The 23,755-nt window shown below is 45.3% G+C and carries 20 protein-coding genes and 1 tRNA gene; 12 read left to right on the plus strand and 9 right to left on the minus strand.

Annotated features, from left to right (window positions below; all coding sequences use genetic code 11):
* Window positions 1–106: 106 nt before the first annotated feature.
* The 4 genes from GMES_RS00180 to lolB all read right to left on the minus strand — a co-directional run bounded on the left by GMES_RS00180 (window position 107) and on the right by lolB (window position 2,665).
* Entirely contained in the window at window positions 107–1,054 is a 948-nt protein-coding gene (locus GMES_RS00180; protein ID WP_006990502.1) for a ribose-phosphate pyrophosphokinase, read from the minus strand.
* 30 nt (window positions 1,055–1,084) lie between these two features.
* A tRNA-Gln gene (locus tag GMES_RS00185) sits at window positions 1,085–1,159 on the minus strand.
* 55 nt (window positions 1,160–1,214) lie between these two features.
* Window positions 1,215–2,075: a 4-(cytidine 5'-diphospho)-2-C-methyl-D-erythritol kinase gene (gene ispE, locus GMES_RS00190; protein WP_006990503.1), complete on the minus strand. Its 861-nt coding sequence runs from the start codon at window positions 2,073–2,075 to the stop codon at window positions 1,215–1,217.
* The gene (gene lolB / locus GMES_RS00195) at window positions 2,060–2,665 is read right to left on the minus strand and encodes a lipoprotein insertase outer membrane protein LolB (RefSeq protein ID WP_006990504.1); all 606 of its coding nucleotides are present in this window, start codon (window positions 2,663–2,665) and stop codon (window positions 2,060–2,062) included. The genes ispE and lolB overlap by 16 nt, the downstream gene beginning before the upstream one ends.
* A gap of 140 nt (window positions 2,666–2,805) precedes the next feature.
* Between lolB and hemA the strand changes: the two genes are divergently transcribed.
* The 6 genes from hemA to GMES_RS00225 all read left to right on the plus strand — a co-directional run bounded on the left by hemA (window position 2,806) and on the right by GMES_RS00225 (window position 9,378).
* The gene (hemA, locus tag GMES_RS00200; RefSeq protein WP_006990505.1) at window positions 2,806–4,077 is read left to right on the plus strand and encodes a glutamyl-tRNA reductase; all 1,272 of its coding nucleotides are present in this window, start codon (window positions 2,806–2,808) and stop codon (window positions 4,075–4,077) included.
* A gap of 88 nt (window positions 4,078–4,165) precedes the next feature.
* Entirely contained in the window at window positions 4,166–5,254 is a 1,089-nt protein-coding gene (gene prfA, locus GMES_RS00205) for a peptide chain release factor 1 (protein ID WP_006990506.1), read from the plus strand.
* Window positions 5,255–5,259: 5 nt separating this feature from the next.
* Window positions 5,260–6,192, plus strand: a complete 933-nt coding sequence (prmC, locus tag GMES_RS00210) for a peptide chain release factor N(5)-glutamine methyltransferase (RefSeq protein WP_006990507.1) — start codon at window positions 5,260–5,262, stop codon at window positions 6,190–6,192.
* A gap of 105 nt (window positions 6,193–6,297) precedes the next feature.
* Window positions 6,298–7,851 carry a response regulator gene (locus GMES_RS00215; protein WP_006990508.1) on the plus strand — a complete coding sequence of 518 codons (1,554 nt, stop codon included), beginning with the start codon at window positions 6,298–6,300 and terminating at the stop codon, window positions 7,849–7,851.
* Window positions 7,852–7,936: 85 nt separating this feature from the next.
* Window positions 7,937–8,314: a SirB2 family protein gene (locus tag GMES_RS00220; RefSeq protein WP_033187712.1), complete on the plus strand. Its 378-nt coding sequence runs from the start codon at window positions 7,937–7,939 to the stop codon at window positions 8,312–8,314.
* Between the two features lie 149 nt (window positions 8,315–8,463).
* The gene (locus tag GMES_RS00225; protein WP_006990510.1) at window positions 8,464–9,378 is read left to right on the plus strand and encodes a SirB1 family protein; all 915 of its coding nucleotides are present in this window, start codon (window positions 8,464–8,466) and stop codon (window positions 9,376–9,378) included.
* A gap of 38 nt (window positions 9,379–9,416) precedes the next feature.
* On the opposite strand, the gene bioA is transcribed toward GMES_RS00225, so the two are convergent.
* Entirely contained in the window at window positions 9,417–10,697 is a 1,281-nt protein-coding gene (gene bioA, locus GMES_RS00230; RefSeq protein WP_006990511.1) for an adenosylmethionine--8-amino-7-oxononanoate transaminase, read from the minus strand.
* A 98-nt stretch (window positions 10,698–10,795) separates the two neighbouring features.
* On the opposite strand from bioA, the gene bioB reads away from it, so the two are divergent.
* From bioB to bioD, 4 genes are all read left to right on the plus strand, one after another.
* Complete coding sequence (gene bioB, locus GMES_RS00235; RefSeq protein ID WP_006990512.1) at window positions 10,796–11,905, plus strand: biotin synthase BioB; 1,110 nt, start codon at window positions 10,796–10,798, stop codon at window positions 11,903–11,905.
* The gene (locus GMES_RS00240) at window positions 11,905–13,137 is read left to right on the plus strand and encodes an 8-amino-7-oxononanoate synthase (protein ID WP_006990513.1); all 1,233 of its coding nucleotides are present in this window, start codon (window positions 11,905–11,907) and stop codon (window positions 13,135–13,137) included. The genes bioB and GMES_RS00240 overlap by 1 nt, the downstream gene beginning before the upstream one ends.
* Window positions 13,127–14,092: a methyltransferase domain-containing protein gene (locus tag GMES_RS00245; RefSeq protein WP_153811039.1), complete on the plus strand. Its 966-nt coding sequence runs from the start codon at window positions 13,127–13,129 to the stop codon at window positions 14,090–14,092. The genes GMES_RS00240 and GMES_RS00245 overlap by 11 nt, the downstream gene beginning before the upstream one ends.
* A 78-nt stretch (window positions 14,093–14,170) precedes the next feature.
* Window positions 14,171–14,965, plus strand: a complete 795-nt coding sequence (gene bioD, locus GMES_RS00250; RefSeq protein ID WP_006990516.1) for a dethiobiotin synthase — start codon at window positions 14,171–14,173, stop codon at window positions 14,963–14,965.
* A gap of 235 nt (window positions 14,966–15,200) precedes the next feature.
* Here the strand turns inward: bioD and aldA are convergent, their stop codons facing one another.
* The 4 genes from aldA to GMES_RS00270 are packed head-to-tail and all read right to left on the minus strand — an operon-like array spanning window position 15,201 to window position 19,631.
* Window positions 15,201–16,664 (minus strand): aldehyde dehydrogenase, encoded by a 1,464-nt coding sequence (gene aldA / locus GMES_RS00255; RefSeq protein ID WP_006990517.1) that lies wholly within the window; start codon window positions 16,662–16,664, stop codon window positions 15,201–15,203.
* Between the two features lie 5 nt (window positions 16,665–16,669).
* Window positions 16,670–17,434: a 2,5-didehydro-3-deoxy-L-galactonate 5-reductase gene (locus tag GMES_RS00260; protein WP_006990518.1), complete on the minus strand. Its 765-nt coding sequence runs from the start codon at window positions 17,432–17,434 to the stop codon at window positions 16,670–16,672.
* A gap of 25 nt (window positions 17,435–17,459) precedes the next feature.
* Window positions 17,460–18,485 (minus strand): zinc-dependent alcohol dehydrogenase, encoded by a 1,026-nt coding sequence (locus GMES_RS00265; protein ID WP_006990519.1) that lies wholly within the window; start codon window positions 18,483–18,485, stop codon window positions 17,460–17,462.
* Between the two features lie 9 nt (window positions 18,486–18,494).
* Window positions 18,495–19,631 carry a mandelate racemase/muconate lactonizing enzyme family protein gene (locus GMES_RS00270; RefSeq protein ID WP_006990520.1) on the minus strand — a complete coding sequence of 379 codons (1,137 nt, stop codon included), beginning with the start codon at window positions 19,629–19,631 and terminating at the stop codon, window positions 18,495–18,497.
* A gap of 179 nt (window positions 19,632–19,810) precedes the next feature.
* Between GMES_RS00270 and GMES_RS00275 the strand changes: the two genes are divergently transcribed.
* The gene (locus GMES_RS00275) at window positions 19,811–20,416 is read left to right on the plus strand and encodes a GntR family transcriptional regulator (protein ID WP_006990521.1); all 606 of its coding nucleotides are present in this window, start codon (window positions 19,811–19,813) and stop codon (window positions 20,414–20,416) included.
* A 543-nt stretch (window positions 20,417–20,959) separates the two neighbouring features.
* The gene (locus tag GMES_RS00280; RefSeq protein WP_006990522.1) at window positions 20,960–23,734 is read left to right on the plus strand and encodes a TonB-dependent receptor; all 2,775 of its coding nucleotides are present in this window, start codon (window positions 20,960–20,962) and stop codon (window positions 23,732–23,734) included.
* The last annotated feature ends 21 nt before the right edge of the window (window positions 23,735–23,755 follow it).

Raw genomic sequence — 23,755 nt, forward strand, 5'->3', positions numbered from 1 at the left:
AAGGACAATATGCTAAAGCTAAGCGGATAATAGCCACATAAAACCAAAAAATAGACACAAAAAAGCCGCTATGAAAGCGGCTCAATAGATTCGTACTCAGCAGAAATTAGTATTCAAACATCGCCGAGATTGATTCTTCGTTGCTCACACGGCGAATGGCCTCAGCAAGCATATTTGATAAGGTCAATTGTTTCACTTTATCAAGGGCTTTAATTTCCGGGCTAAGGGGAATGCTGTCAGTGATGATGATTTCATCAATAACAGAGTCACGCAGATTTTGCGCCGCGTTACCCGAGAAAATAGCGTGGGTTGCATAAGCGAAAACATTCTTAGCACCATGGGCTTTCAATGCTTCTGCCGCTTTGGCTAAGGTGCCACCAGTATCAATCATGTCATCGACTATGATGCAGTCACGATCTTGTACATCACCTATGATGTGCATAACCTGAGCAACGTTCGCTTTAGGGCGTCGTTTATCGATAATGGCAAGGTCGGTATCGTTTAGCAGTTTTGCTACCGCACGAGCACGCACAACACCGCCAATATCTGGAGACACAACCACCGGATTTTCAATGTTACGACGACGCATATCATCTAACAAAATCGGTGTACCGAAGGCGTTATCAACAGGTACATCAAAGAAGCCTTGAATTTGCTCAGCGTGTAAGTCGATGGTCAATACGCGGTCAACCCCGACGTTTGACAAGAAATCGGCAACGACTTTGGCAGTAATAGGTACACGGGCAGAACGTACACGACGGTCTTGACGAGCATAACCAAAGTAAGGAATAACTGCGGTAATACGGCCTGCCGAAGCACGACGAAATGCATCGATCATGACAATCAATTCCATTAAGTTGTCATTGGTAGGTGCGCAAGTAGATTGGATAATAAAGACGTCTGAGCCGCGCACATTTTCATGTACTTCTACGCTGATCTCCCCATCGCTAAAGCGCCCAACACTGGCGTGGCCAAGTTTGGTATACAGCCTGTCGGCTACTTTCTGTGCAAGTTCAGGTACTGCGTTTCCAGCGAAAAGCTTCATGTCTGGCACGTTAAATTCCTCAGTGCGTAAAAGTGAAAATGGCTGGGATAGCTGGATTCGAACCAACGAATGACGGGATCAAAACCCGTTGCCTTACCACTTGGCGATATCCCAAAAATACTCTGTATTAATATAACCTTTCGCCGCGTAATGACGCGTTTTACTTGCGCTAGCTAATGCTACCTAGGTGCGCTAATTTGTCGTGCACGGGAGACACATCGACTCCTTTGGCGACAAAACCTGAGCAACCTGATGGTAAATTAGCAAGTACGTTTTCTGCTTCTTGGTTACCGGTAAAGACCGCAAATAAACAAGCACCTGTGCCTGTCATTCGAGACGGCGCGTATTCTAACAACCAGCGTAATGTATTTGCAACATTCTCAAAGCGATTACAGACTAATTGCTGGCAGTCATTATGCGTTTGGTCAAAATCATACTCTTGCCAAGAAATAAGTGGAGTGTTTCTGGGCAAATCAGGCGCGTTAAATATCTCGGCGGTAGACACGTGACATTCAGGAAACACAACGAGGTAGTGCTTTTGCACAATACTTACAGGCGACAGTTGCTCACCAACACCCTGAGCAAATGCGGTATTTCCCATGACAAAAACCGGCACATCTGCACCTAACGCTAAGCCTAATTCTGCCAATTTTGTCAGGCTTAGGTTACATTTCCATAAATAGTTAAGGGCAATTAATGTGGTAGCTGCATTAGACGATCCTCCACCAATCCCACCACCCATGGGCAACACTTTACGTAATTGGATGTCGCAGCCTTGGGGGCAGCCCGTATGTGCTTGTAATAAACGTGCCGCTTTAACGATAAGATTATCTTCATTCGCTACCCCGTCTATCGGCGTGAGCAATGTAATATCAGCATGGGGCGTGACATTAAATGCCAATTCATCACCTTTATCCAATAGCTGAAATAGACTTTGCAATTGATGATAGCCGTTGGGGTAACGGCCATTAATGTGCAAAAACAGGTTCAATTTGGCGGGGCTTGGCCACCAATCTATTGTTTGGTCCATTGATTTACTCTGATTAAAATTTGGTTCCCAAGAGCGGAATTATTGAGCTTTATATTGTGGGGCAGCCAGACATTATCCACTTGGTGATAGTCTTGATAACTGATCAGCCAACCCGCACAGCTGTCACAAACAGGGATTAACTGCTCGATTACGCCACTTTGCGCATAAATGACTTTATCAGAGGGCTGAGCTTGGCCTTTGATCCAAAAAGGAAATTGCGACACTGGGATTTGCCACCCAGTAATTCGCCATATTAAATGGCTGGCATCCGTATCTTGATACTGCTCATCGTCTGTATTTAACTCAGCCGACTCTTTGTCTCCCTGCATCGTCAGTATATTAATGCCCAACATGGTATTAAGAGAAAGATGGTAGCTATCGTCAATTTGTTGCCAATTTACATTCGCACTGAACTTTTCATCGCTACCTTTAAAGGCCATACGACCCTTTAATTTCCAGTGCTGTATTTGGCTTAACTTAGCTTGGTGTTCTTGACTATTAACCTGAATATTTGTTGGGGGAGGCGCAGCACACGCGCTGAGTAAAATCGTAATAAGAATAAGTAATGCGAAATGTATTGTTAAACGCACGCTCACAGGCACCATACTTAGAAAATGAAAGGAGGCTATAGGAACATACATAGCAGGGTGCTTTCAATAGTTTTACCTTTTGCGTACAATGCCGCCCTGATCTGGCCTTAACACCGTTTAATGAAAAAGCTGTATTCCGCATGACCTTAATTGCCTTTGGGATAAACCATAAAACTGCGCCAGTAGAATTGCGAGAAAAAGTTGCTTTCTCGCCGGACGCTATGGTCGAAGCCTTGAAATCTTTAGCACACTTAACAGGTGCTGATGAATCTGTGATTGTCTCTACCTGCAATCGGACAGAGATATACGCGCAGGCGGAAAATCTAACCGCAGACGCCCTCACAACATGGCTAGCTGAATTCCATCAAGCTAAAGCGGACGAACTAGGCCTTAATAGTTACATATATCATCAAGAAGACGCCATAAAACACATTATGCGTGTAGCCTGCGGTTTAGACTCATTAATATTAGGTGAGCCGCAAATTTTAGGGCAGGTCAAGCAGGCCTTCGTCAGTGCTAAAGACTCTGGTGTGATTAAAAGTGATTTTGAACGCTTGTTCCAACAGACTTTTTCAGTGGCCAAGCGGGTGCGCAGCGAAACTGAAATTGGATCTAATGCTGTATCAGTGGCTTATGCCTCGGTACAATTAGCCAAACATATATTCTCTTCATTAAAGAAAAGCAATGTGTTGCTTATCGGTGCGGGTGAAACCATAGAGCTGGTTGCTAAGCATATGCATGAGCAAGGGGTTAAAAAACTCAGTGTAGCCAACAGAACACTGGCTCGCGCCGAAGCCATTGCTCAGCCGTTAGGGGCAACGACCCTAACCTTGACTCAAATTCCAGCGCATTTAAAAGACGCAGATATTGTGATCAGCTCTACGGCGAGTCAGTTACCTATACTCGGCAAAGGCTTAGTTGAGCGCGCGTTAAAAGACAGACGCCACAAGCCCATGTTCCTAGTGGATTTAGCCGTACCTAGGGATATAGAAGTCGAAGTGGGTGAGCTCGATGATGCCTACCTATATACCGTGGATGATTTACAGCAAATCGTTGAAAAGAACATTGAGTCGCGCCAGCATGCTGCTTTGCAAGCCGAGCAGATGATTGAAGAACAAGCACAGCAATACTTGCAATGGCGCCAAGGGCAATCATCTATCGATGTATTGCGCGATTTTCGCCAACAAAGTGAAAGTCAGCGAGACACGCTAGTTGCCAAAGCGTTAAATCAGTTAGCAGACGGTAAAGAAGCGGAGCAAGTTATCAAAGAGTTAGCGAATAAGTTAACGAACTCGTTAATACATGCGCCGACCAAAGCATTAAAAAAAGCTGCCATGCAGCAAGATAATAAAAATATGAGTTTATTGCAGGATGCGCTAGGGTTAGCTCGCGCAAACGACTCATCTAAGTAACTTCATTTACACCTTTGTTGCTCGGTACTACTGCTAGGTTTGAGGCCAACAGGTACACAGCAAATTAAAGGTGCTTAGCAGGAATAACATGAAAGAATCAGTTCAGCGTAAATTAGAGTCATTAACGGAGCGCTTTGAAGAGGTACAGGCATTAGTTAGTCAGCCTGAGATTATTGCCGATCAAGATAAATACCGTGCATTGACCAAGGAATACTCGCAACTCGAGGGTGTGGTCAAATGTTTTGCAGATTATCAAGGTGCTCAGGGAGATTTTGAATCTGCGCAAGAAATGATGCAAGAAAGCGATCCTGAAATGCGTGAAATGGCCCAAGAAGAATATAAATCGTCTAAACAAGCCATTGAACAGTATGAAGATGAATTGCAGATACTGTTGCTCCCTAAAGATCCTAACGATGAAAGCAATTGCTTCATTGAAATACGCGCAGGTGCAGGCGGTGATGAAGCGGCAATTTTTGCTGGGGATTTGTTCCGCATGTATAGCCGCTACGCTGAAGCACGTCGCTGGAAAGTCGAAGTGGTTACCATGAATGAAGGCGACCATGGCGGTTACAAAGAAGTGATTGCGAATATTATTGGTGATGGCGCCTATGGAGTGCTTAAGTTTGAATCAGGTGGTCACCGCGTTCAGCGCGTGCCTGAAACTGAATCGCAAGGGCGAATTCATACTTCAGCATGTACCGTGGTGGTTATGCCGGAAGTACCAGAATCCGAAGCGATTGAAGTGAATAAAGCCGACCTTAAAATTGATACGTTTCGCGCCTCGGGCGCCGGTGGTCAGCACGTTAACAAAACCGACTCCGCTATTCGTATTACTCACGTACCGTCTGGTATTGTGGTGGAATGTCAGGATGAGCGTTCACAACATAAAAACCGCGCCAAAGCCATGGCGGTATTGCAATCACGTTTAAACAAACTTGAAGAAGAAAAGCGTCAAGCAGAAGAAACCTCTACTAGGCGCAATTTGGTGGCAAGTGGCGATCGCTCCGAGCGTATTCGTACTTACAATTTTCCTCAAGGGCGAGTGACCGATCACCGTATTAATTTGACCCTATATCGTCTAGATGACGTGGTGGCAGGTGATTTAGACGCGGTGCTTGAACCTATTCGTCAAGAGCACCAAGCTGATTTGTTAGCGTCATTATCTGACGAAGGCTAAATTCAATGAGCACCCTGCAACGTGCTCTTAGCGGCCACAGTATCGCCGAGCAATTAGCACTGGCAAAGGCGCAATTCATTGACAGTGATAGCGCCGCGTTGGATAGCCGTTTGCTCATGTGCCACGTTTTACAATGTGAAACAGCGTACTTGATGACGTGGCCAGAAAAGCCTTTAGATGAGGCGCAATTGAGCGCCTTTCAGCAACTAGTGGCAAAACGCAAAACGGGTTATCCCATCGCTTATCTGTTGGGATATCGTGACTTTTGGAGCCTGCGTTTACGTGTGTCCCCCGCGACGTTAATTCCCCGCCCTGAAACCGAATTATTAGTTGAAACTGTGCTTAATCTTCCGTTAGCTGACGATGCTAGCGTGCTTGATCTTGGCACGGGTACAGGAGCAATTGCCCTCGCATTGGGTAGTGAGAGACCCAGGTGGCAGGTAATGGGTATCGATAAAAGTGCAGATGCGGTGGCGCTTGCTAAGCAAAATGCCCAGTTAAACTCGTTGCCACAGATAGAGTTTATTCAAAGCGATTGGTTTAGTGCGCTAGAACAGCCACAAATAGATCAGCGACAATCCCAGCAAAACGATCGGCAAGACAATCAGCAAAAACATCAGCATAAATTGTTCTCTTTGATCGTCAGCAATCCGCCCTATGTGGAAGACGATAACATTTACCTACAACAAGGTGACGTACGTTTCGAGCCCGCCAGCGCACTCACATCAGGCAAAGATGGCTTAGACGATATTCGCATTATCATTGGTAAAGCGATAACGTTTTTGCCTAGCGGCGGTTGGCTTGTTTTTGAGCATGGATATCAGCAAGCGCAAGGGGTACAAGCACTGCTAGTAAACAATGGCTTTGGGCACGTTCACTCGATTAACGATTTAAACGACCTACCACGTATTACGCTTGGGTGTTTTGCCAGCGCTTAGCATGCTGCAGGATTGCAACTGTTTGAAAAGCGTACTATTTTAGACATGCATATAGTTGTACAACGAAATCAGAATGATAATTGCGCAAGCGAAGGGAAGGGTAGAATGAACGACGAGTTGTTATTTGCAGACGATACCGATGAAGACGCAGTTCAGTACCAAGGCACATGGAAAATTCTCATTGTCGATGACGAGCCAGAAATTCACGCTGTAACAAAACTGGCGTTGAGTGATTTTGAGTTTCAAAATAAAAATTTAGAGTTCCTGAGTGCGTACAATGGTGCCCAAGCCCGTGAAATATTGCTGAGTGAACCAGACATTGCCGTCGTTTTATTAGATGTAGTGATGGAAACCGATGATGCAGGTTTAAGAATTGCTGACTTTATTCGCAATGAAGCGAATAACCATTTCATCAGGATCATTTTACGTACAGGCCAACCAGGTCAAGCCCCAGAGCGTGATGTGATTATCAATTATGATATCAATGACTATAAATCTAAAACCGAATTAACCGCGCAAAAGCTGTTCACAGTGGTTATAGCCGCGCTGCGGTCTTATCGTGACATAGTGGCAATCGATGAGAATCGCATTGGACTGGAAAAAATTATCTCAGCATCAGCTAACCTATTTCAAACCCATTCCGTTGAGCACTTTATTGAGGGCATAGTACAGCAACTCTCATCTTTGCTCGGGGGCAGCAAAGATGCAGCATACTTAACCTGCGCCGTCGCAGGACCTAAGTCCTTGGAGACATCACGTTTAAATTCTTTAGAGCAGCTTTATGTATTTACCGGTCAAGGTGAGTACAAGAGGGCGGCGGGTAAGTCGTTACCAACGGTGTTATCAGGTGAACACTTAGAAGCGTGTCGTGCAGCACTGAACGACAAATCTTTGATCTACGAAGATGAGTATCTGGTAGCGTATTGTGAGAGTAAACGAGGTTCCGGCTCTTTACTCTACTTATCCGGCTTGCCAAAAAGGTTAACTGATTCCCAGAAGAAACTAGTAGAAATTTTCTCGCAAAATGTGCAAATCGCTTTTGACAACATTATGTTGACCAAGGATATCGAAGACACACAACGAGAAATTATTGAGCGTTTAGGTCAAGTCACTGAAGACGGGGCAATCAGTCTTGACTACACGCAACGCATAGTCGATGTGTGCAAGGTATTAGGGAAAGCGCTGAATTTAGACAAATCACAGCTAAAACTATTAACCTCGGCGGTGCCCTTACACGATGTGGGTAATTTATGCGGGTCTACCCATGCGTTATTCAAATTAGAGCAGCTCACACAAGACGATGTTGACTCAATCGATAAGCACACCAACTTTGGCTATAAACTATTAAAAGGGTCAAACAAGCCGTTGATCAAAATTGCCGCAACGATTGCCAAAGAGCATCATGAATATTGGAATGGCCAGGGTTATCCCAATGGTTTGAAAGGGGATAATATTCACTTGTATTCACGCGTAGCATCTATTGCCATTGCTTACAGTGTCATGCGGTGCCCAGCACAAGAAACAGCAGCATGGTCAGTTGAAAAAACGTTGGAACGCATACAAGCATTGGCAGGAGAGCAGTTTGACCCAAATTTGGTGGCTTTGTTGAGTGAAAATATTCATCAGATTGAGAGTGCCAGTCAGGGTTCTGTGCGTTAATATGCGCCCCAATTCTTTGTTACCTAACCTGATTCTAATTTAGGTAATCGACGTAAAATACGATTAACATCATAAGGACCAACCCATGTACACAGCAGTCAAACACATACACTTAACCTGCATAGCACTAAGTGTTTTGTTATTTGTTATACGCTTTTTTTGGACGATGACCAATTCAAGTATGTTGCAAAAAAAATGGGTGAAAATTACCCCACACGTCGTTGATACCTTGCTGATCCTAAGCGCTGCGACTTTGTGTGTCATGCTTAGCCAATACCCATTTGTCACCCCTTGGGTAACGGAGAAGTTAATTGGTTTGTTTATGTATGTGTTTATGGTGGCATTAGCGCTGAAAATGGCACGAACTAACTTTATGCGTGTCGTCGGTTTAGTGGGGGCGTTAAGCTGGATAGCCTTCACCGCTTTGGTCGCGATCAGTAAGCAACCGATTTTATTCGCTTAACACCAACACAGACCCACTGCTTGATTTTTTTCAGGCAGGACTGCGCTTATTTGTTGAACTGAGTTCACAACTTTCCACTAAATTTCTTATCAAGAATACGCCTCATCTTCCGATAAAATATATAGATTACGGATGAGGTATATTTTTCAGTGCAGTTGATAAAGCAAGCCATTCAAAACAACCAGCTGGCGCGCGCAGGACTTATTGCTAGCCAGCACATTGTGGGTGCGCAAAAAGACATCTGCACATGCTTGCGAAAAGTGGAGCGCTGGGCCAAACAAGCCAGGGTAATGGCCCATATATCACAACCCGATCAGGCTGCGTTTGAGCGTTTAATTCAGTTTTTTTATCGAGATTTAGCCTTTAGCGGCTCACATTTAAGAGGTGAAGTAAGCCCCTATGAAGTAGAGCGTCAAAGTGTTTTGCACCAGGTTCTTGATTATCGCAGTGGTACGCCTGTGACATTAGGGATCGTCTTCAGTAGCGTGGCACAACACCTGGGCTTTAAGGTGGCATGTGTTAATTTTCCTGGGCATTTTTTGCTGCGCTGTGATATTACTCCGCCAGAGGTCGAAGCAACATTGCAAAATGGCGCTGTTTCATCCCAGCAATGCAATATAGAGGCGTATTCTGATTCCCCTGTGGTTAGCACCAGCTTATTTATTGACCCAAACGATGGGCGTATTCTCAGCCAAGAAATACTAGAGCAAATGTATTTTGAGGTCATTGAGGAAATTGACGATGAAACTATGCCCAAAGAAGCGCTCGAAACAGCAAGTTGTGATGAAGTGGTCGTTCACATGTTAAATCAACTTAAAGCGTCTTTAATCAACGCCAAACGCTACGAAGAAGCACTGCGAAGTATTGAGCTGTTGATTGCTTTGTGCCCCAATAACCCTTACGAGCGCAGAGATAGGGGAGTGCTGTTGCACGAATTGGCTTGTCCGCAGCTGGCGATCATTGATTATCAATATTTCATTCGCCAATGCCCCGACGATCCAGCGGCGACGTTACTAGCTCAGCAAGTTAAACACATGAACATTACGCCACCTGTGATGCACTGATACGCGTGCGCGTAGCGCCCTTATCAGGCCGATTCTAATTAAGCCAGCACGGCATAAATTGCCTGTGTTAACTGGCGCAACTCCTTTGGTTGAATAACATAAGGCGGCATGATGTAAATAAGCTTACCGAAAGGACGGATCCATACGCCTGCTTTAACAAATTTTCGCTGTAACAAGGCCACATCTACAGCAGATTTGCACTCTACGACACCAATTGCGCCTAGCACCCTCACATCCGCCACACCTTCAAGCTCAGCACATTTTGCTAACTCTTGTTTTAATTGTTGCTCAATGTTTTTTACCTGCTGCTGCCAGGCGCCAGTGGCAATAATATCTAAACTGGCATTGGCAATAGCGCACGCTAATGGGTTACCCATGTAGGTTGGCCCATGCATAAATACCCCAGGGCTGCCTTGGCAAATGCCTTGTGCAACATCTTCTGTGCATATTGTGGCAGCAAGCGTCACATAGCCACCGGTTAGGGCTTTACCGACGCACATTATATCTGGGCTGATATCAGCATGTTCACAGGCAAACAGTTTGCCTGTACGGCCAAAGCCAGTGGCAATTTCATCGCAAATCAGCAATAGACCATAGTCATCACATAATTGACGTGCACGCTTTAAATATTCTGGGTGATAAATACGCATACCGCCGGCATTTTGCACCACAGGCTCGATCACTAGCGCAGCGAGCTCATTGTGGTATTGCTGGATCAACTCTTCCAGTGGCGCGATGTCATCTTCGTTCCATGTTTGCGCAAAACGCGTCTGTGGCGCCGGCGCGAAAATCTGTTGGGCGAGAGCATCGGTGAACAAAGAATGCATGCCGTTTACGGGATCGCATACTGACATAGCGGCGAACGTGTCACCATGATACCCATTGCGCGGGGTAATAAATTTATGCTTATTTGGCGAGCCTTGACATGCCCAGTACTGCAATGCCATTTTCATGGCGACTTCCACTGATACCGAACCAGAGTCCGCCAGAAAAACGCGCTCTAAGCCGGTAGGCGTTATATCGATTAACTTTCTGCACACATCAATTGCTGGTTGGTGGGTTAAACCACCAAACATCACATGGGAGAAGTTATCAATTTGCGCTTTAGCCGCGGCGTTTAATATTGGGTGATTGTAGCCATGAATGGCTGTCCACCAAGATGAGCATCCATCAACGAGCGTTTCGCCACTGGCTAGATGAATATGCACACCTTGTGCCCCGGACACTTGATAGCAAGGTAGTGGATCGATAGCTGACGTATAGGGGTGCCAAATATGTTGTTGGTCAAAGGCGAGATTAGCCTGAATTGAATTGTTCAAAAAACACTCACTTGTAAATTTTTAAAAAGAATTTAAGTTGACAATGTGCTGGGCGGACTTAGACTAAGCGCGAATTATTATGAAGTAAAGGACCAAGTATGTCAGTCAATGTCGACGCACCTAGTAGCAGTGGCGCAAGTGAAGTACGCCACGATTGGACGTTAGCAGAAGTAAACGCCTTATTCGCCATGCCATTTAACGATTTATTGTTTAAAGCCCAGTGCGTACACAGAGCGCATTTCGACCCGAACTACGTACAAGTCAGTACTTTACTGTCGATTAAAACGGGTGCTTGCCCAGAAGATTGTAAATATTGCCCGCAAAGTGCTCGCTATGATACCGGACTTGAAAAAGAACGCTTGATGGAAATCGAGAAAGTCATTCAACGCGCTCGCGAGGCAAAAGCAGCTGGTTCAACCCGTTTTTGCATGGGCGCCGCTTGGCGTAACCCTAAAGAGCGCGATATGCCTTATGTGACTGATATGGTGCGTGAAGTTAAAAAACTTGGCCTGGAAACCTGTATGACTCTGGGCATGCTAACTCGCGAGCAGGCCATTGCATTGCAACAAGCGGGTCTTGACTATTACAACCATAATCTGGATACATCACCAGAATTCTATGGTGATATCATCACCACACGTACCTACCAAGACCGTTTAAATACCTTAGATGCAGTACGCGAAGCTGGCATGAATGTGTGTTCAGGGGGTATTGTTGGTATGGGGGAAACAGGCTCAGACCGCAGTGGTTTATTGATGCAACTGGCCAATTTGGAGCATCAACCAGAAAGTGTGCCCATTAACATGTTGGTGAAGGTCAAAGGTACCCCAATGGAAAACGTAGAAGACTTAGATTATTTCGAGTTTATTCGTACTATCGCCGTTGCCCGTATCATGATGCCTAAATCGTTCGTGCGCTTATCTGCTGGGCGTGAAGCCATGAATGAGCAAATGCAAGCCATGTGCTTTATGGCCGGTGCTAATTCGATTTTCTATGGTTGCAAGCTACTGACCACATCAAACCCCGAGACGCACGAAGACGTGATGCTGTTCAAAAAATTGGGCATCAATGCCAAGCAAACGCGAGAATATTCTGATGAAGCTCATCAAGCCGCTTTGTTAGATGAAATTGAAACCAATGAAGCACCTCGAACACCTGAAATGTTCTATGATGCTACCCAGAAAAAACCAGAAACAGTAAACATTTAATGGCGTTCGATTTTATTCAAACCGCGCTTGCTGCGCGGCGCAAAAACAACTTATTTCGCCAAGTCACCACCCTTGATTCCGCCATTGGTGCGCTGATCGAGGTGGACGGTCAGCATTATTTAAACTTCTCCAGCAATGATTACCTGGGTATGCGCCAATCAACGGCTGTAATGCAGGGCTGGGTAGATGGTATTGGTCAATTTGGCGGTGGCAGTGGTGCATCACCTTTGGTAACGGGCCACACCCGAGCACATCAAGACCTGCAAGACAGCTTAGCTCAAGGGCTAGAGCGTGAAGCGGTGATGCTCTTTAACTCTGGTTTTGCGGCCAATCAAGCTGTATGTCAGGCTCTTTTTCAGGCCAATGCTCACTGTTGTGCTCTTCGAGATAGCGGGCAGGGCTACATACTGGCCGATAGGTTAATGCATGCATCTTTGCTTGATGGTGCCATGGGCAGCGATGCGACTTTACGCCGATTTGTGCACAATGATTGCACCCACTTAGAGACTCAGCTGAGTAAGATACGCGCTAACACCACTGAAGAGTCAGGCAAAGAACAAGACGTATTGCTGGTAACCGAAGGTGTATTCAGCATGGATGGCGATCAAGCACCGATACAAGCGTTAGCGAGTATCAGTGAGCAACATAACGCTTGGCTTATGGTCGATGATGCTCACGGTTTCGGCGTATTAGGACAAACCGGTATGGGCTCAGTTGAACAAGCGGGTTTGAACCAACATCAGGTACCTGTGTTAATGGCTACATTCGGAAAAGCGGTGGGTACCTCAGGGGCATTTATCGCCGGTAGCCAAGGTTTAATAGATTATTTAAGTAATTTTGCTAAGCACTACATTTACAGTACGGCTATGCCGCCTGCGCAAGCCGTAGCCACCTTGGCGAGTTTGCAAGCAATTCAACAAAGTGAGCAGCGAAGCTTGCTGCAAGAGAATATCGATGAATTTCGAAGGCTGGCAACTGCAGCTGGTATCCCATTGACGCCATCCATCACCGCTATTCAGCCTATTATCATTGGTTGCCCAAAACGTACATTAGCCATCAGTCAGCGGCTGCGCGAAATGGGATTGTGGATCATCGCCATTCGCACGCCGACTGTGCCTAAAGGAACAGATCGCTTGCGCATTACCTTGAGTGCCTCTCACCATAAAAAAGATATTCAAGCCTTAGTGGATGGCTTGGCGTTTGTGATGGGGGAGTTACCCGATGACCAGTAATGCCGCTTTATCTGGGGCTTGTAAGGTACATGTTTGTGCTAACCATTCAGCCGCGAAGATTATCCCCGCAGCAAATGGTGGGCGAATAGAAAGCGTTAAAAATAATATTGCTAACATGAATATTAACCATGAACAGCAACTCAAGTCTCGTATTGCCAAACAGTTTAGCCGAGCAGCAACGCGCTACGATGCTGCAGCGCAAGTTCAAATCGATATCGCGAATGATGCCTTGGGGTTGTTCGTTGAAATATGTCACAACAACAATCTAACATTGCCCAAACGCATTATTGATATTGGCTGCGGCACTGGGCGGGTAACGCGTGAATTAGCCAGTGTTAACACGCAGCACACGTCACATATTTTGGCCATGGACTTGGCCTTAGGTATGCTAAAGCACGCAAAAGAGCAAAGCGTTGACGCAACCCTTAACCATAATATTAGCTGGCTTCAAGGGGATGCAGAACATCTGCCCCTAGGGGATAGCGCGGCAGGTGGCGTATTCTCATCCATGGCGCTGCAGTGGTGTAAAAACAGTACTCAAGTATGTACCGAGATTAACCGTGTATTAGCCCCAGGGGCAAGTGGCGTACTTGCGATCATGTGCGAAGGCTCCATGCATGAACTAGATAAATGTTGGCAGCATGTTGATAGTCATCGCAAAATCAATCAATTTGCGTCAGCCGATACATGGTCAAGTGCGGCAAAAGCGGCTGGATTACAGGTGACCATGCAGCAGAAACGTTACGTGACATGGCATAAAGATGTGCGCGAGTTACTTGGGTCAATAAAGAGCATCGGCGCTAATGTCGTTACCAGCAACACGCAACAAAAAGCCATTAGCCGTGACACGCTACACGCACTTGAGCTGTTCTATCAAAGCGCATTTGGCCGTAATCAAGGGTTACCTTTGACGTACAATGTGTGTTTCTTAACGCTGGTAAAGCCAATTAGCTAATATTGAGCTGAGCTGCTCATAGGTGCTCATCATCACCGTTTTCATCACCGTTATTACCAATATGTTAAGGAAAGCGCCATGTCGCTAAACTCCCCCAGCACTAATCAAAGCTCTTTAGAGCAAGTGTTCTCAGATCAAAGGCTTTTAAAAGAAAGTAAGCAACACGCTTATTTCGTGACAGGCACTGATACAGAAGTGGGTAAGACCTTTGTCAGCTGCGCGTTACTAGCAGCATGTCATGACGCTGGCTTATCAACAGCGGCATATAAACCCGTATCCGCTGGTTGCGATGTGACGCAGGCGGGCCTTAGAAATGAAGATGCGCTAGCGTTACAACAAGCAAGTAATACTGCACTTAGTTACGATGAAGTAAATCCTATTGCGTTTGCAGAGCCTATCGCGCCGCATTTAGCCTGTGCAAAATTAATGGCTAAAGGTCAAGGGGCTCCCATTGAATTAGATGCCATAACAAAAGGCTATGCCGCCTTAAGTGAGAAAAAAAGCGATGTACTTTTAGTAGAAGGAGCGGGAGGTTGGCGTTTACCCCTTGGTCAAAATAGCCAAGGCCACGAACAGTTTTTATCTGACTTTGCCGTTGGCCAAAAGTTACCAGTGATCTTAGTCGTTGGTATGCGGTTAGGTTGCATTAACCACGCGTTATTAACAGCGCAAGCCATTGAGCAGGACGGTCTTAATATCGCCGGTTGGGTCGCCAATATTCTTGAGCCTGAGATGCCGTTTTTAGACGAAAACATTCAAAGCTTGGAACACTTACTGGACGCCCCCTTGATCGCCCGCGTACCTCGTGCACCAAGCCCATCAGCCGTGAAAGAGTGTGTAAATTTAGCATTGCTCGGGGTAGAAAAAGCGTGACTGAAAATAGCTAAATACCGGTTTTACCTCACTAAAGCTACTTTATATCAATGTATTTCACGGTAGAAGAGCAATAAAAAAGGGTAAACCTAATGCTAGGTTTACCCTTTTGGGCTGTAGGGCACGTTACTTACTGACTCTGGGCTAGCGCATTATTGTTATGTTTGTTTAAACTTTGCTCGAGCTTATTTAGACCGTCAGTAAGCGTTGGTGCTATATCAATTCCACTGGAAAACTACGCCTCGTTAAGGTAAACGGTTTTCTTTTCAAGGTATTGTTCAAGGCCAAACTTGCCGTCTTCACCACCAAAACCGCTTTGTTTCCAGCCGTTATGGAAGCCCTGGTGCTGCTCACCCATCCCGCGGTTGATATACACTTCACCAACCTCTAAATCACTGATAGCTTGATTAATATTGGCAAAGCTTCGGGTGTGTACGTAAGCGCTTAAACCATAAATGCTGTCGTTACAAAACTCGATCGCTTGCTCCATACTACTGACTTTAACGATAGGCAGAATAGGGCCGAAAGTTTCTTCGTGCACGACGATGTTGCCTTGTTTTACGTCAACCAACACGGTGGGCTCATACCAGCAACCGCCTTCAAAGCCTTCAACCGTTGCTGTTTTACCGCCAGTGGCCACGGTTGCACCTTGCTTGATGGCTTCTTGCACTATGTGGTGGATATTGTCTATTTCACGCTGGTTACACTTAGGGCCCATTTGTGAATCAGCATCCATCGGATCGCCGACTTTCAGCCCTTTCACCATAGGTAAGAATTTAGCCACAAACTCATCGTAAACTCCTGCATGAACATATAAGCGTTCTACGCAGGTGCAGACCTGACCGCAGTTGGCAAAACGTCCCCAAAGTGCATCTTCTGCCGCTTTATCAAGATCGGCATCATCCATGACGACCATAGGCGCTTTACCACCTAGTTCAAGCATGACGGGGGTCATATATTCGGCACTGGTTTTGTATATCTGCTTACCCGCGACAGTAGAGCCTGTCATGGTGATCATTTTCGTAATGGGGCTTTCACATAAGGTTTGCCCCACGACTGAGCCGGTACCGTTGATGACATTTAATACGCCATCGGGAAGGCCCGCTTCTTTGGCAATACGCCCAAGCTCTGTGGTCGCAAGCGGCGTTTCTTGGGTAGGCTTCAACACCATGGTATTACCGGTAATGAGCGCAGGGCCAATTTTTCGACCCGCTAATGCCAATGGGAAATTCCAAGCCGTAATGCCCACAACCACGCCTCTTGGGACCTTATGAATGTATATTTTTTCGTCCTGATTATCAGAAGGCAAAATGTCACCTTCTATGGTCAGCGCATTGTCACAAGCGTAATCAATAAACTTGGCGGTGACGTCCACTTCCATCTCGGCAACTGAAAGTAGTTTTCCTTGCTCAGCGACGAGCATAGGGGCAAGTATGTGTTTATTGTCGCGAATTTTGTTAGCGAAGGTACGCAAAATACTCTGACGCGAGCGGGCCGTTAATTTTGCCCACGCTTTTTGCGCCGCTTGAGCCACTTCCAAGGCATTTTCAGCATCTGCTTTACAACCCTTTGGTATTTCTCCTATGACGTTGCCCGTTGACGGGCTAAGTATTTCAATCGTATCGGATTCGTTAGAGGGAACATATTGCCCTCCAATGAAATTAACCTTGTTTTTAAAGTGTAAATCTTGAACAGTCATTGAGTTTATCTCCCCATCCAGCCGCCATCGACCAATAAAATAGCGCCATTGACGTAACTGGCAGCGTCAGAAGCTAAGAATATCGCAGGCCCTTTGAAGTCGTCAGGGGTACCCCAGCGGCCTTGCGGAATTCGCCCTAAAATCGCTGCCGAGCGCTCACTATCTTCGCGCAATGCTTGTGTGTTGTCAGTATCAATATAACCTGGTGCAATAGCGTTCACATTTACGCCTTTGCCTGCCCATTCGTTTGACAGTGCCATCACCAACTGACCAATAGCGCCCTTACTGGCTGCGTAGCCCGGTACCGTAATGCCACCTTGAAAGGTGAGCAACGATGCGGTGAAAATTATTTTACCCGATTGGCGCGCCACCATTTCTTTGCCAATTTCGCGGCTAAGAATGAATTGAGAATTCAAATTAACATCAATGACTTTATCCCATAAATCATCACCATGTTCAGCTGCAGGCGCGCGCAAGATAGTTCCTGCGTTATTCACTAAAATATCTATTTTAGGGAAATCAGCTTTGACTTCTTTAATAAAAGCGTACAACGCATCACGATCTGAAAAGTCACATTGATAACCTTTGAAGTTACGACCCAGTGCCTTCACTTCGTTTTCAACGTCTGAACCTTGAAGCGCCAAGCTAGCTGAAACCCCAATGATATCCGCGCCTGCTTCGGCAAGCCCTAGCGCGATCCCTTTACCTATGCCGCGCTTACAACCCGTTACTAAAGCAACTTTACCTTCTAAACTGAATTTTTCTAACATATTGATTTTCCTTTCTACCCTATTTTTATTGCTCAGCGTTACATTCAACAAGGGCTTTCATGCCCTGCGGGTTGCCGTCCATATTGGCGAATGCACTGCCAATATCTGCCAACGGGCTCACAGAACTGATGAAAGGTTTTAAGTCTATTTGACCACTGGCGATTAATTCAATTGCCCAATCAAAATCGGCGGCTTCATAAACGCGGGCACCTAATAGTTCAAGCTCTTTCCAGAAGAACTGAAATAAATCGATTGGTGGCGCAGTGGAATGAATAGCCACCATCACTATGCGGCCACGACGTCCAGCAATTTGGGTCATCGATTGAATGGCGGGTAACACGCCGGATACTTCAAATACCACATCAGCACCTTTGGTGCCTGTCCATTCGTCTACGTAGGCTGCTAAGTCGGTATCCATAGGATTAACAGATTTCACCCCAAGCTCATCGGCAAATGCGCGGCGACTGTCGTTCGGCTCGGACACTAAAACCTCAGCCCCAACACTTTTAGCTACCGCTGCAACCAATTGACCGATAGGGCCGCCACCGAGAATAACCGCTTTTTCACCGGCTTTTAAGCGAGAGCGGCGCACGTCATGACATGCCACAGAAAGAGGCTCAACTAATGCACCTTGTTTTAAATCCACACCTGCTGGTAATTTATGCAAGGTACGGGCTTTTACTGTCCAACTTGATTGAAAAGCGCCAGGGGTATCTATACCCATAAATTTAAGATTTTGACAAATGTGCGTTAAACCTGCTTCACAGGTAGGACATTCACCGCACCAGTCTAATGGGCGAACCACGACTTTTTCACCTACGGTAAAGCCTTCAACGCCTTCACCTATCTGCGCCACGACACCTGAAATTTCGTGGCCTATGGTTTGTGGAATGGACACACGCTGGTCCATCACGCCATGGTAAATATGCATGTCGGTGCCGCAAATGCCCACATAGCCAACATCTAGACGAACTTCACCCGCTTGCGGTGCAATAGCGTGACCTTTAACTACGTTAAATGATTTATTACCAATATATTGAGCAGCGAACATACGCGCCTCCTAGGAATGTTTAACTAAATAGGGAAGAAGTAACTCTGTCTTGAACTCGACGCCTACACCGGGTGTATTGGGTGCAACGGCTTTGCCATTTTCAAGTTTCAGAGGGTGAGTGGTATATCGGTCAATGGGAAACGAATGTACTTCCAAGTAACCTGCATTTGGCTGAGACGCCATAAGAGATACATGTAATTCGTGCATACCATGACTGCAAATAGGTAAATTGTTTGCGTAGCCCATCTGGGCAACAGTTAGCCAACCAGTGATACCGCCAATATTCGACGCATCAGGTTGTAAGAACCCAAGTTTGGCTTGGCTTATCGCTTGGTTGAATTCGTAAACAGTGTGCAGGTTTTCGCCCATGGCCAGCGGAATATTGATTTTGCTGGCGATGTGAGCAAAGCCGGCAAAATCATCAGGAATGGTCGGCTCTTCAAACCAGGTGATATCATATTGCTCTATCGCTTGGGCAAATTTAATCGCCTTATTAACGGTAAGTGAATAATTTGCATCCACCATAAAAATGGCGTCAGGACCAATCAGGTTGCGCACTGCCGCTACGCGGGCGACGTCTTCGCGATAATCTTCTTTACCCACTTTTATTTTCACTGCTTCAAAGCCGCTGTCAAGATAGCCTTGGATATTGACAAGTAGTTTTTCAGCCGAAAAATTAAGGTCAATGCCTCCTGCATAACAGTTTACGCGGTCACTGCAGCCCCCAGCTACTTTCCACAAGGGTTGATTAAGAACCTTGCAATGAATGTCCCATAGGGCGATATCGACTGCGGATATGGCGAAACTGACTAAACCGCCGCGACCAACATAGTGCAAGTGATATTGCATTTCTTCCCATAAATGGTTGATGCAGCTAGCATCTTTACCCATTAAGAAAGGCTTTAGTTCGTCATTAAGCAATGAGTATATAGCGCGTCCACCTTTACCACCTGTGTAGGTATAACCAACGCCTTGAGTACCATCGGTACAAGTAATGGTGCATAGGATCAGCTCAAAGTGGGTATGATCACCGTGCTTAGCATCGTTCAACACTTCGTCAAGGGGCACGTTAAATAACTCAACATTGACTGACTGAATCTGTGAACTGTTCATGGCAGGTGTGTCTAGTTTGGTAATGACACTCATGGAAATCCTGACTATGTAAATTGACCGTGAATTAATTGTACATTGTTAACAATTAATTGCAAACCTAAATGTCTCTGTTATACATTCGTCCATTGTTAACTAAAAATATTTATCATAAGACGACATTTTCGTTTACTATATAACTCATGTTAAACAGCGCTTTTTGGAAAGCTTAACTTATGAAATCTAATAAAATTCTTTCCGTCAGAGAGCAGATTGCTGATGTACTTCGTTCGGATATCATCTCTGGCGAGTTGGAGCCAAATGCCAAATTAAATGAGCAGAAGCTGGCTGAACGATTTGGCACTTCACGTGGTCCGATCAGAGATGTATTGATCAAATTAACTAAGGAAGGCTTACTTGTTAGCAAGGATAATGTAGGCTCATCAGTGAGCAGTCCACTGACTCCTGAGTTGCAAAAACTGAGTATTGAAATTCGTCGTAAGATTGAAGAGCATGCAGTGAAGCAATTGGAAAACAACATATCTGAAGCGGACTTGGCGCAAATGGACGCCATTATTGATAAGATGCAAGAGCATTTCGATAAAGAGGAATTCACTGAGTTAACCAAAACAGATATTGAGTTTCACAAGTATTTCGTTGGTTTAGCGGGCGGTGAAGACTTAACCAATTTATGGTACCCGGTGGTGCTCAGAATGCGCATGAATTATCAACGTATTCGTAACTCGCAAACCTTGGTTGACGAGCATCGCCATATTGTTGATGCACTACGTAAAAATGATTTGAAACTCGCTATTTCCAGTATTCGCAAGAATATAAAATAGTGAGGCTAGCCGCGTTACGTAAGTAAGATACGTGCTAAATTCTAAGCCGCTTTTTGAAGCGGCTTTTTAGATTCCTTACTTTTTGATTCGACGCTTTTAATCTCTCTCTTCCTCCGCCTTCTGCTATAACACGTGACAACTAAACATAGAACGTTCGCTTAGTATTAACTTTCTTCTGTTAACAATTGCGCTGTTAATCACTCGTATCACATTAAAAACGACTAAGTTGTTGTAAGGCTGATTCGGTTATTGCAATTTTATATCTACTAATTTCAGAAGGTTAGTAATAATAAGCAATTCTAAACGTATTTTTAAGTGTGTAATAAATGACTCTCGTTGGCATGTGCTCTTTTACGCAATGCTTAAAATCCCTCGATTTATTTGTAAAAATAATGTTGATTTAGATTGACTTATCAGCACAAACTTTATTATTGTTTGTGAATTGTTAACAATGCTGTTGATGACAATATTGGTTTGGTTATGTGGCAAAAACGACTAAAACTGATTCATTCTGAATTTACAATGTTTTTTGAGGTGCACGAAATGAGTAACACAAAATTTAAACTGAATGCCATATGCATGGCGATGTTAGTGTCATCCGCTAACGTTTATGCACAGCAGGAGTCCGCAGCAACTGATGACGCTGATCTCGAAGTCATCAATGTGACTGGTATTAGAAGTGCGCTAAGCAAATCAGCGTCGATCAAGCAAGAATCGTCAGGTGTAGTTGATGCCATTTCAGCAGAAGACATTGGTAAATTACCGGACACCAACTTAGCCGAGTCACTGCAGCGTATTAGTGGTGTTTCCATAGATCGCGCTAATAACGAAGGTAACAAGGTGACCGTTCGTGGTTTCGGGCCAGATTTTAACTTAGTGACTTTAAATGGTCGCCAAATGCCTAATTCTTCCGCGTTACAAGAGGCTGGAGTTTCACGAAGCTTTAACTTTCGAGAAATCGCCTCAGAAAGCGTGTCAGGGGTCTCAGTATTTAAAACCGGTAAAGCAAATGTGGCCTCGGGTGGTATAGGTGCAACAATCGATATTAGTACTGCCAAACCGTTTGATTATGACGGTTTTAAGGCGTTCGTCAGTGCTAAAGGAGTACATGACTCCAGTGTAGACACAGGTAGCAGCATCACCCCAGAAATCTCTGGCATGATTAGTCAAACCTTTGCTGATGGTAAGTTTGGTGTTTTGTTGTCGGCATCTCATTCAGAGCGTGACAGCGGCCGCGACCGTGTAGGTACTTCATCAGGGTGGGTTCGTAACCGCGCAAACCCAGATGGTGTAGACACCAGTGCTATCAACACAACCAATAACCCAACAGGGGCATATTGGGTACCGTGGACGCCCGAAATAGAACGCTTTGATACTGAGCGTGAGCGGCAAAACGCTCAATTAGTATTGCAGTTCGCGCCAAATGAAGATATTGAGGCGACCTTGGATTACACCATGTCACGCTTCGAAGAAACCAGTTTCACAAACAAGCAGGCATTTTGGTTTGATAACCCTGCAGGTGTTGCGGATGAAAATGGAACGTTAGTGAATATCACCAATGTGAACGACGAACTTAATTTTTGGGCGTGGGAGCGTTACGAGAAAAAAGAAAATGACTCGGTTGGTTTTAATCTGAAGTGGCAAGCAACGGAATCGCTTAATTTAACATTTGATGCCCATGACTCTACATCACATTCTAACCCTGATGGCCAAACAGCGGAAACATTGGCTAACTTAAAAAACCCATCTGGCTCTGTCGCCTCCATTGGGGCTAATTTCAGTGGGGATATTCCTTCCATTACAGTGGATGATTCAGGTTTACCAGGTGGCGCGTATAACCCTGACAACATAGTGTCAGATTTGTACCAGTTACGTGGTTACGAGATGGAAAATAATATAAAGCAGTATCAGGTAAACGGTAAGTGGGAAAACATCGAAGATGGCGCACTAGCAGCGATTAATTTCGGCGTTATGTACACTGATTATCAAGTAGATACTTATCTTTCTGAACGTTTCTCATTTGTTGATATTCCTCTTGATGATCTTGGCCTTACGTTTGAACCTTTAGGTGGTTTTGCCGACCAATTCTCTGGTGCAAATGAATTGTTTCCATACATTCCGAAGTTCAGTGCAAATACATTTGTCGATATTGTTAGGGACCAAGGTTTATTTCTTGCGCCTGACGTGACGACGAACGGGGTTAATGAAGAAACCACCGCATTGTACGTATCGTTCGATTTCAGAACCGAGTTCAACGATTTCCCCATCGATTTAAATGTAGGGGTACGCTACGAAGACACTGACGTAAGTGCTTATTCAGTTCAGCCAGGCATTATTGCCCTGAATTATCGCCACGCTGAGGAATTGCGCCCAGTGTTTGATACCACAGCAACGGCTCAAGAGCTGGATGGTAACTATACACGTATACTACCTAATCTTGATTTCAGTATGGAGCTGACGGGGGAATTAAAAACCCGCTTCTCTTACAGTCGCACCTTGGCCCGTGCTGGAATAAGTGCAATGTTCCCAGCTACCAATATTAACGCTAGACCAGAAGGACCTTTTAACGCATCACAAGGTAACCCTAATTTGCTGCCAATCACCTCAGATAACTTCGACTTCTCTATTGAATGGTATGACGATGATGGCAGTTATGCCTCTGTAGGCTACTTCAAAAAATTCGTGGAAAACTTCATCGGCGCCGGTGTTGAACAGCGCGCAATTAATGATGTGAATGGCAATCCATTGCGTGACCCAAGTATCAATCCACGTCCTGGTTGCCCTGACTCATCTGATACGCCAAACCCTGCTTGCTTAAGTCAAGCGTCTGACCCTATCGTGATATTCGATGTGGCGACACCAGATAACTTACAAAACCGTGAAGTCGATGGCTGGGAATTAAATGCGCAATATATGTTCTCCGACACCGGGTTTGGTGCCGTTGCCAACTATACCTTGGTGGACAGCGATGAGTCATTTGACCCATATGACTTTGATCAAACGATTGCATTAACGGGCTTAAGTGATTCAGGTAACTTAGTGGGCTTCTACGAAAATGAGAAGCTTCAAGTGCGGGTGGCTTATAACTGGCGCGATGACTTCTTATTGTCTCTTGGTACTGAGCCAACGTTTACCGAGGCCTATGGGCAATGGGATTTAAGTATAAACTACGAGATAAACGAAACGTTTACCGTTTATGTTGATGGCTTAAATCTGACAGATGAAACGGTTCGTCGTCACGGCCGCTTCCAAGAGCAACTGATTTCTGCTGAGCAATATGGCCCACGTTTCAGCTTTGGTATCAGTGGTAAATGGTAGGAGTGGCACCACAGAGCGTTC

Origin of the sequence: Paraglaciecola mesophila KMM 241 (assembly GCF_000315015.1) — a bacterium.
GTDB classification, from domain to species: Bacteria; Pseudomonadota; Gammaproteobacteria; order Enterobacterales; family Alteromonadaceae; genus Paraglaciecola; species Paraglaciecola mesophila.

What these genes read in the sequence shown, in the direction of transcription:
- prmC (WP_006990507.1), top strand. Translation starts at nt 5,260, where the DNA reads ATGAGCACCCTGCAACGTGCTCTTAGCGGCCACAGTATCGCCGAGCAA.
- GMES_RS00215 (WP_006990508.1), top strand. Translation starts at nt 6,298, where the DNA reads ATGAACGACGAGTTGTTATTTGCAGACGATACCGATGAAGACGCAGTT.
- GMES_RS00220 (WP_033187712.1), top strand. Translation starts at nt 7,937, where the DNA reads ATGTACACAGCAGTCAAACACATACACTTAACCTGCATAGCACTAAGT.
- GMES_RS00275 (WP_006990521.1), top strand. Translation starts at nt 19,811, where the DNA reads ATGAAATCTAATAAAATTCTTTCCGTCAGAGAGCAGATTGCTGATGTA.
- GMES_RS00240 (WP_006990513.1), top strand. Translation starts at nt 11,905, where the DNA reads ATGGCGTTCGATTTTATTCAAACCGCGCTTGCTGCGCGGCGCAAAAAC.
- GMES_RS00270 (WP_006990520.1), bottom strand. Translation starts at nt 19,631, where the DNA reads ATGAGTGTCATTACCAAACTAGACACACCTGCCATGAACAGTTCACAG.
- bioD (WP_006990516.1), top strand. Translation starts at nt 14,171, where the DNA reads ATGTCGCTAAACTCCCCCAGCACTAATCAAAGCTCTTTAGAGCAAGTG.
- ispE (WP_006990503.1), bottom strand. Translation starts at nt 2,075, where the DNA reads ATGGACCAAACAATAGATTGGTGGCCAAGCCCCGCCAAATTGAACCTG.
- GMES_RS00260 (WP_006990518.1), bottom strand. Translation starts at nt 17,434, where the DNA reads ATGTTAGAAAAATTCAGTTTAGAAGGTAAAGTTGCTTTAGTAACGGGT.
- prfA (WP_006990506.1), top strand. Translation starts at nt 4,166, where the DNA reads ATGAAAGAATCAGTTCAGCGTAAATTAGAGTCATTAACGGAGCGCTTT.
- bioB (WP_006990512.1), top strand. Translation starts at nt 10,796, where the DNA reads ATGTCAGTCAATGTCGACGCACCTAGTAGCAGTGGCGCAAGTGAAGTA.
- GMES_RS00280 (WP_006990522.1), top strand. Translation starts at nt 20,960, where the DNA reads ATGAGTAACACAAAATTTAAACTGAATGCCATATGCATGGCGATGTTA.
- aldA (WP_006990517.1), bottom strand. Translation starts at nt 16,664, where the DNA reads ATGACTGTTCAAGATTTACACTTTAAAAACAAGGTTAATTTCATTGGA.
- GMES_RS00265 (WP_006990519.1), bottom strand. Translation starts at nt 18,485, where the DNA reads ATGTTCGCTGCTCAATATATTGGTAATAAATCATTTAACGTAGTTAAA.
- GMES_RS00245 (WP_153811039.1), top strand. Translation starts at nt 13,127, where the DNA reads ATGACCAGTAATGCCGCTTTATCTGGGGCTTGTAAGGTACATGTTTGT.
- hemA (WP_006990505.1), top strand. Translation starts at nt 2,806, where the DNA reads ATGACCTTAATTGCCTTTGGGATAAACCATAAAACTGCGCCAGTAGAA.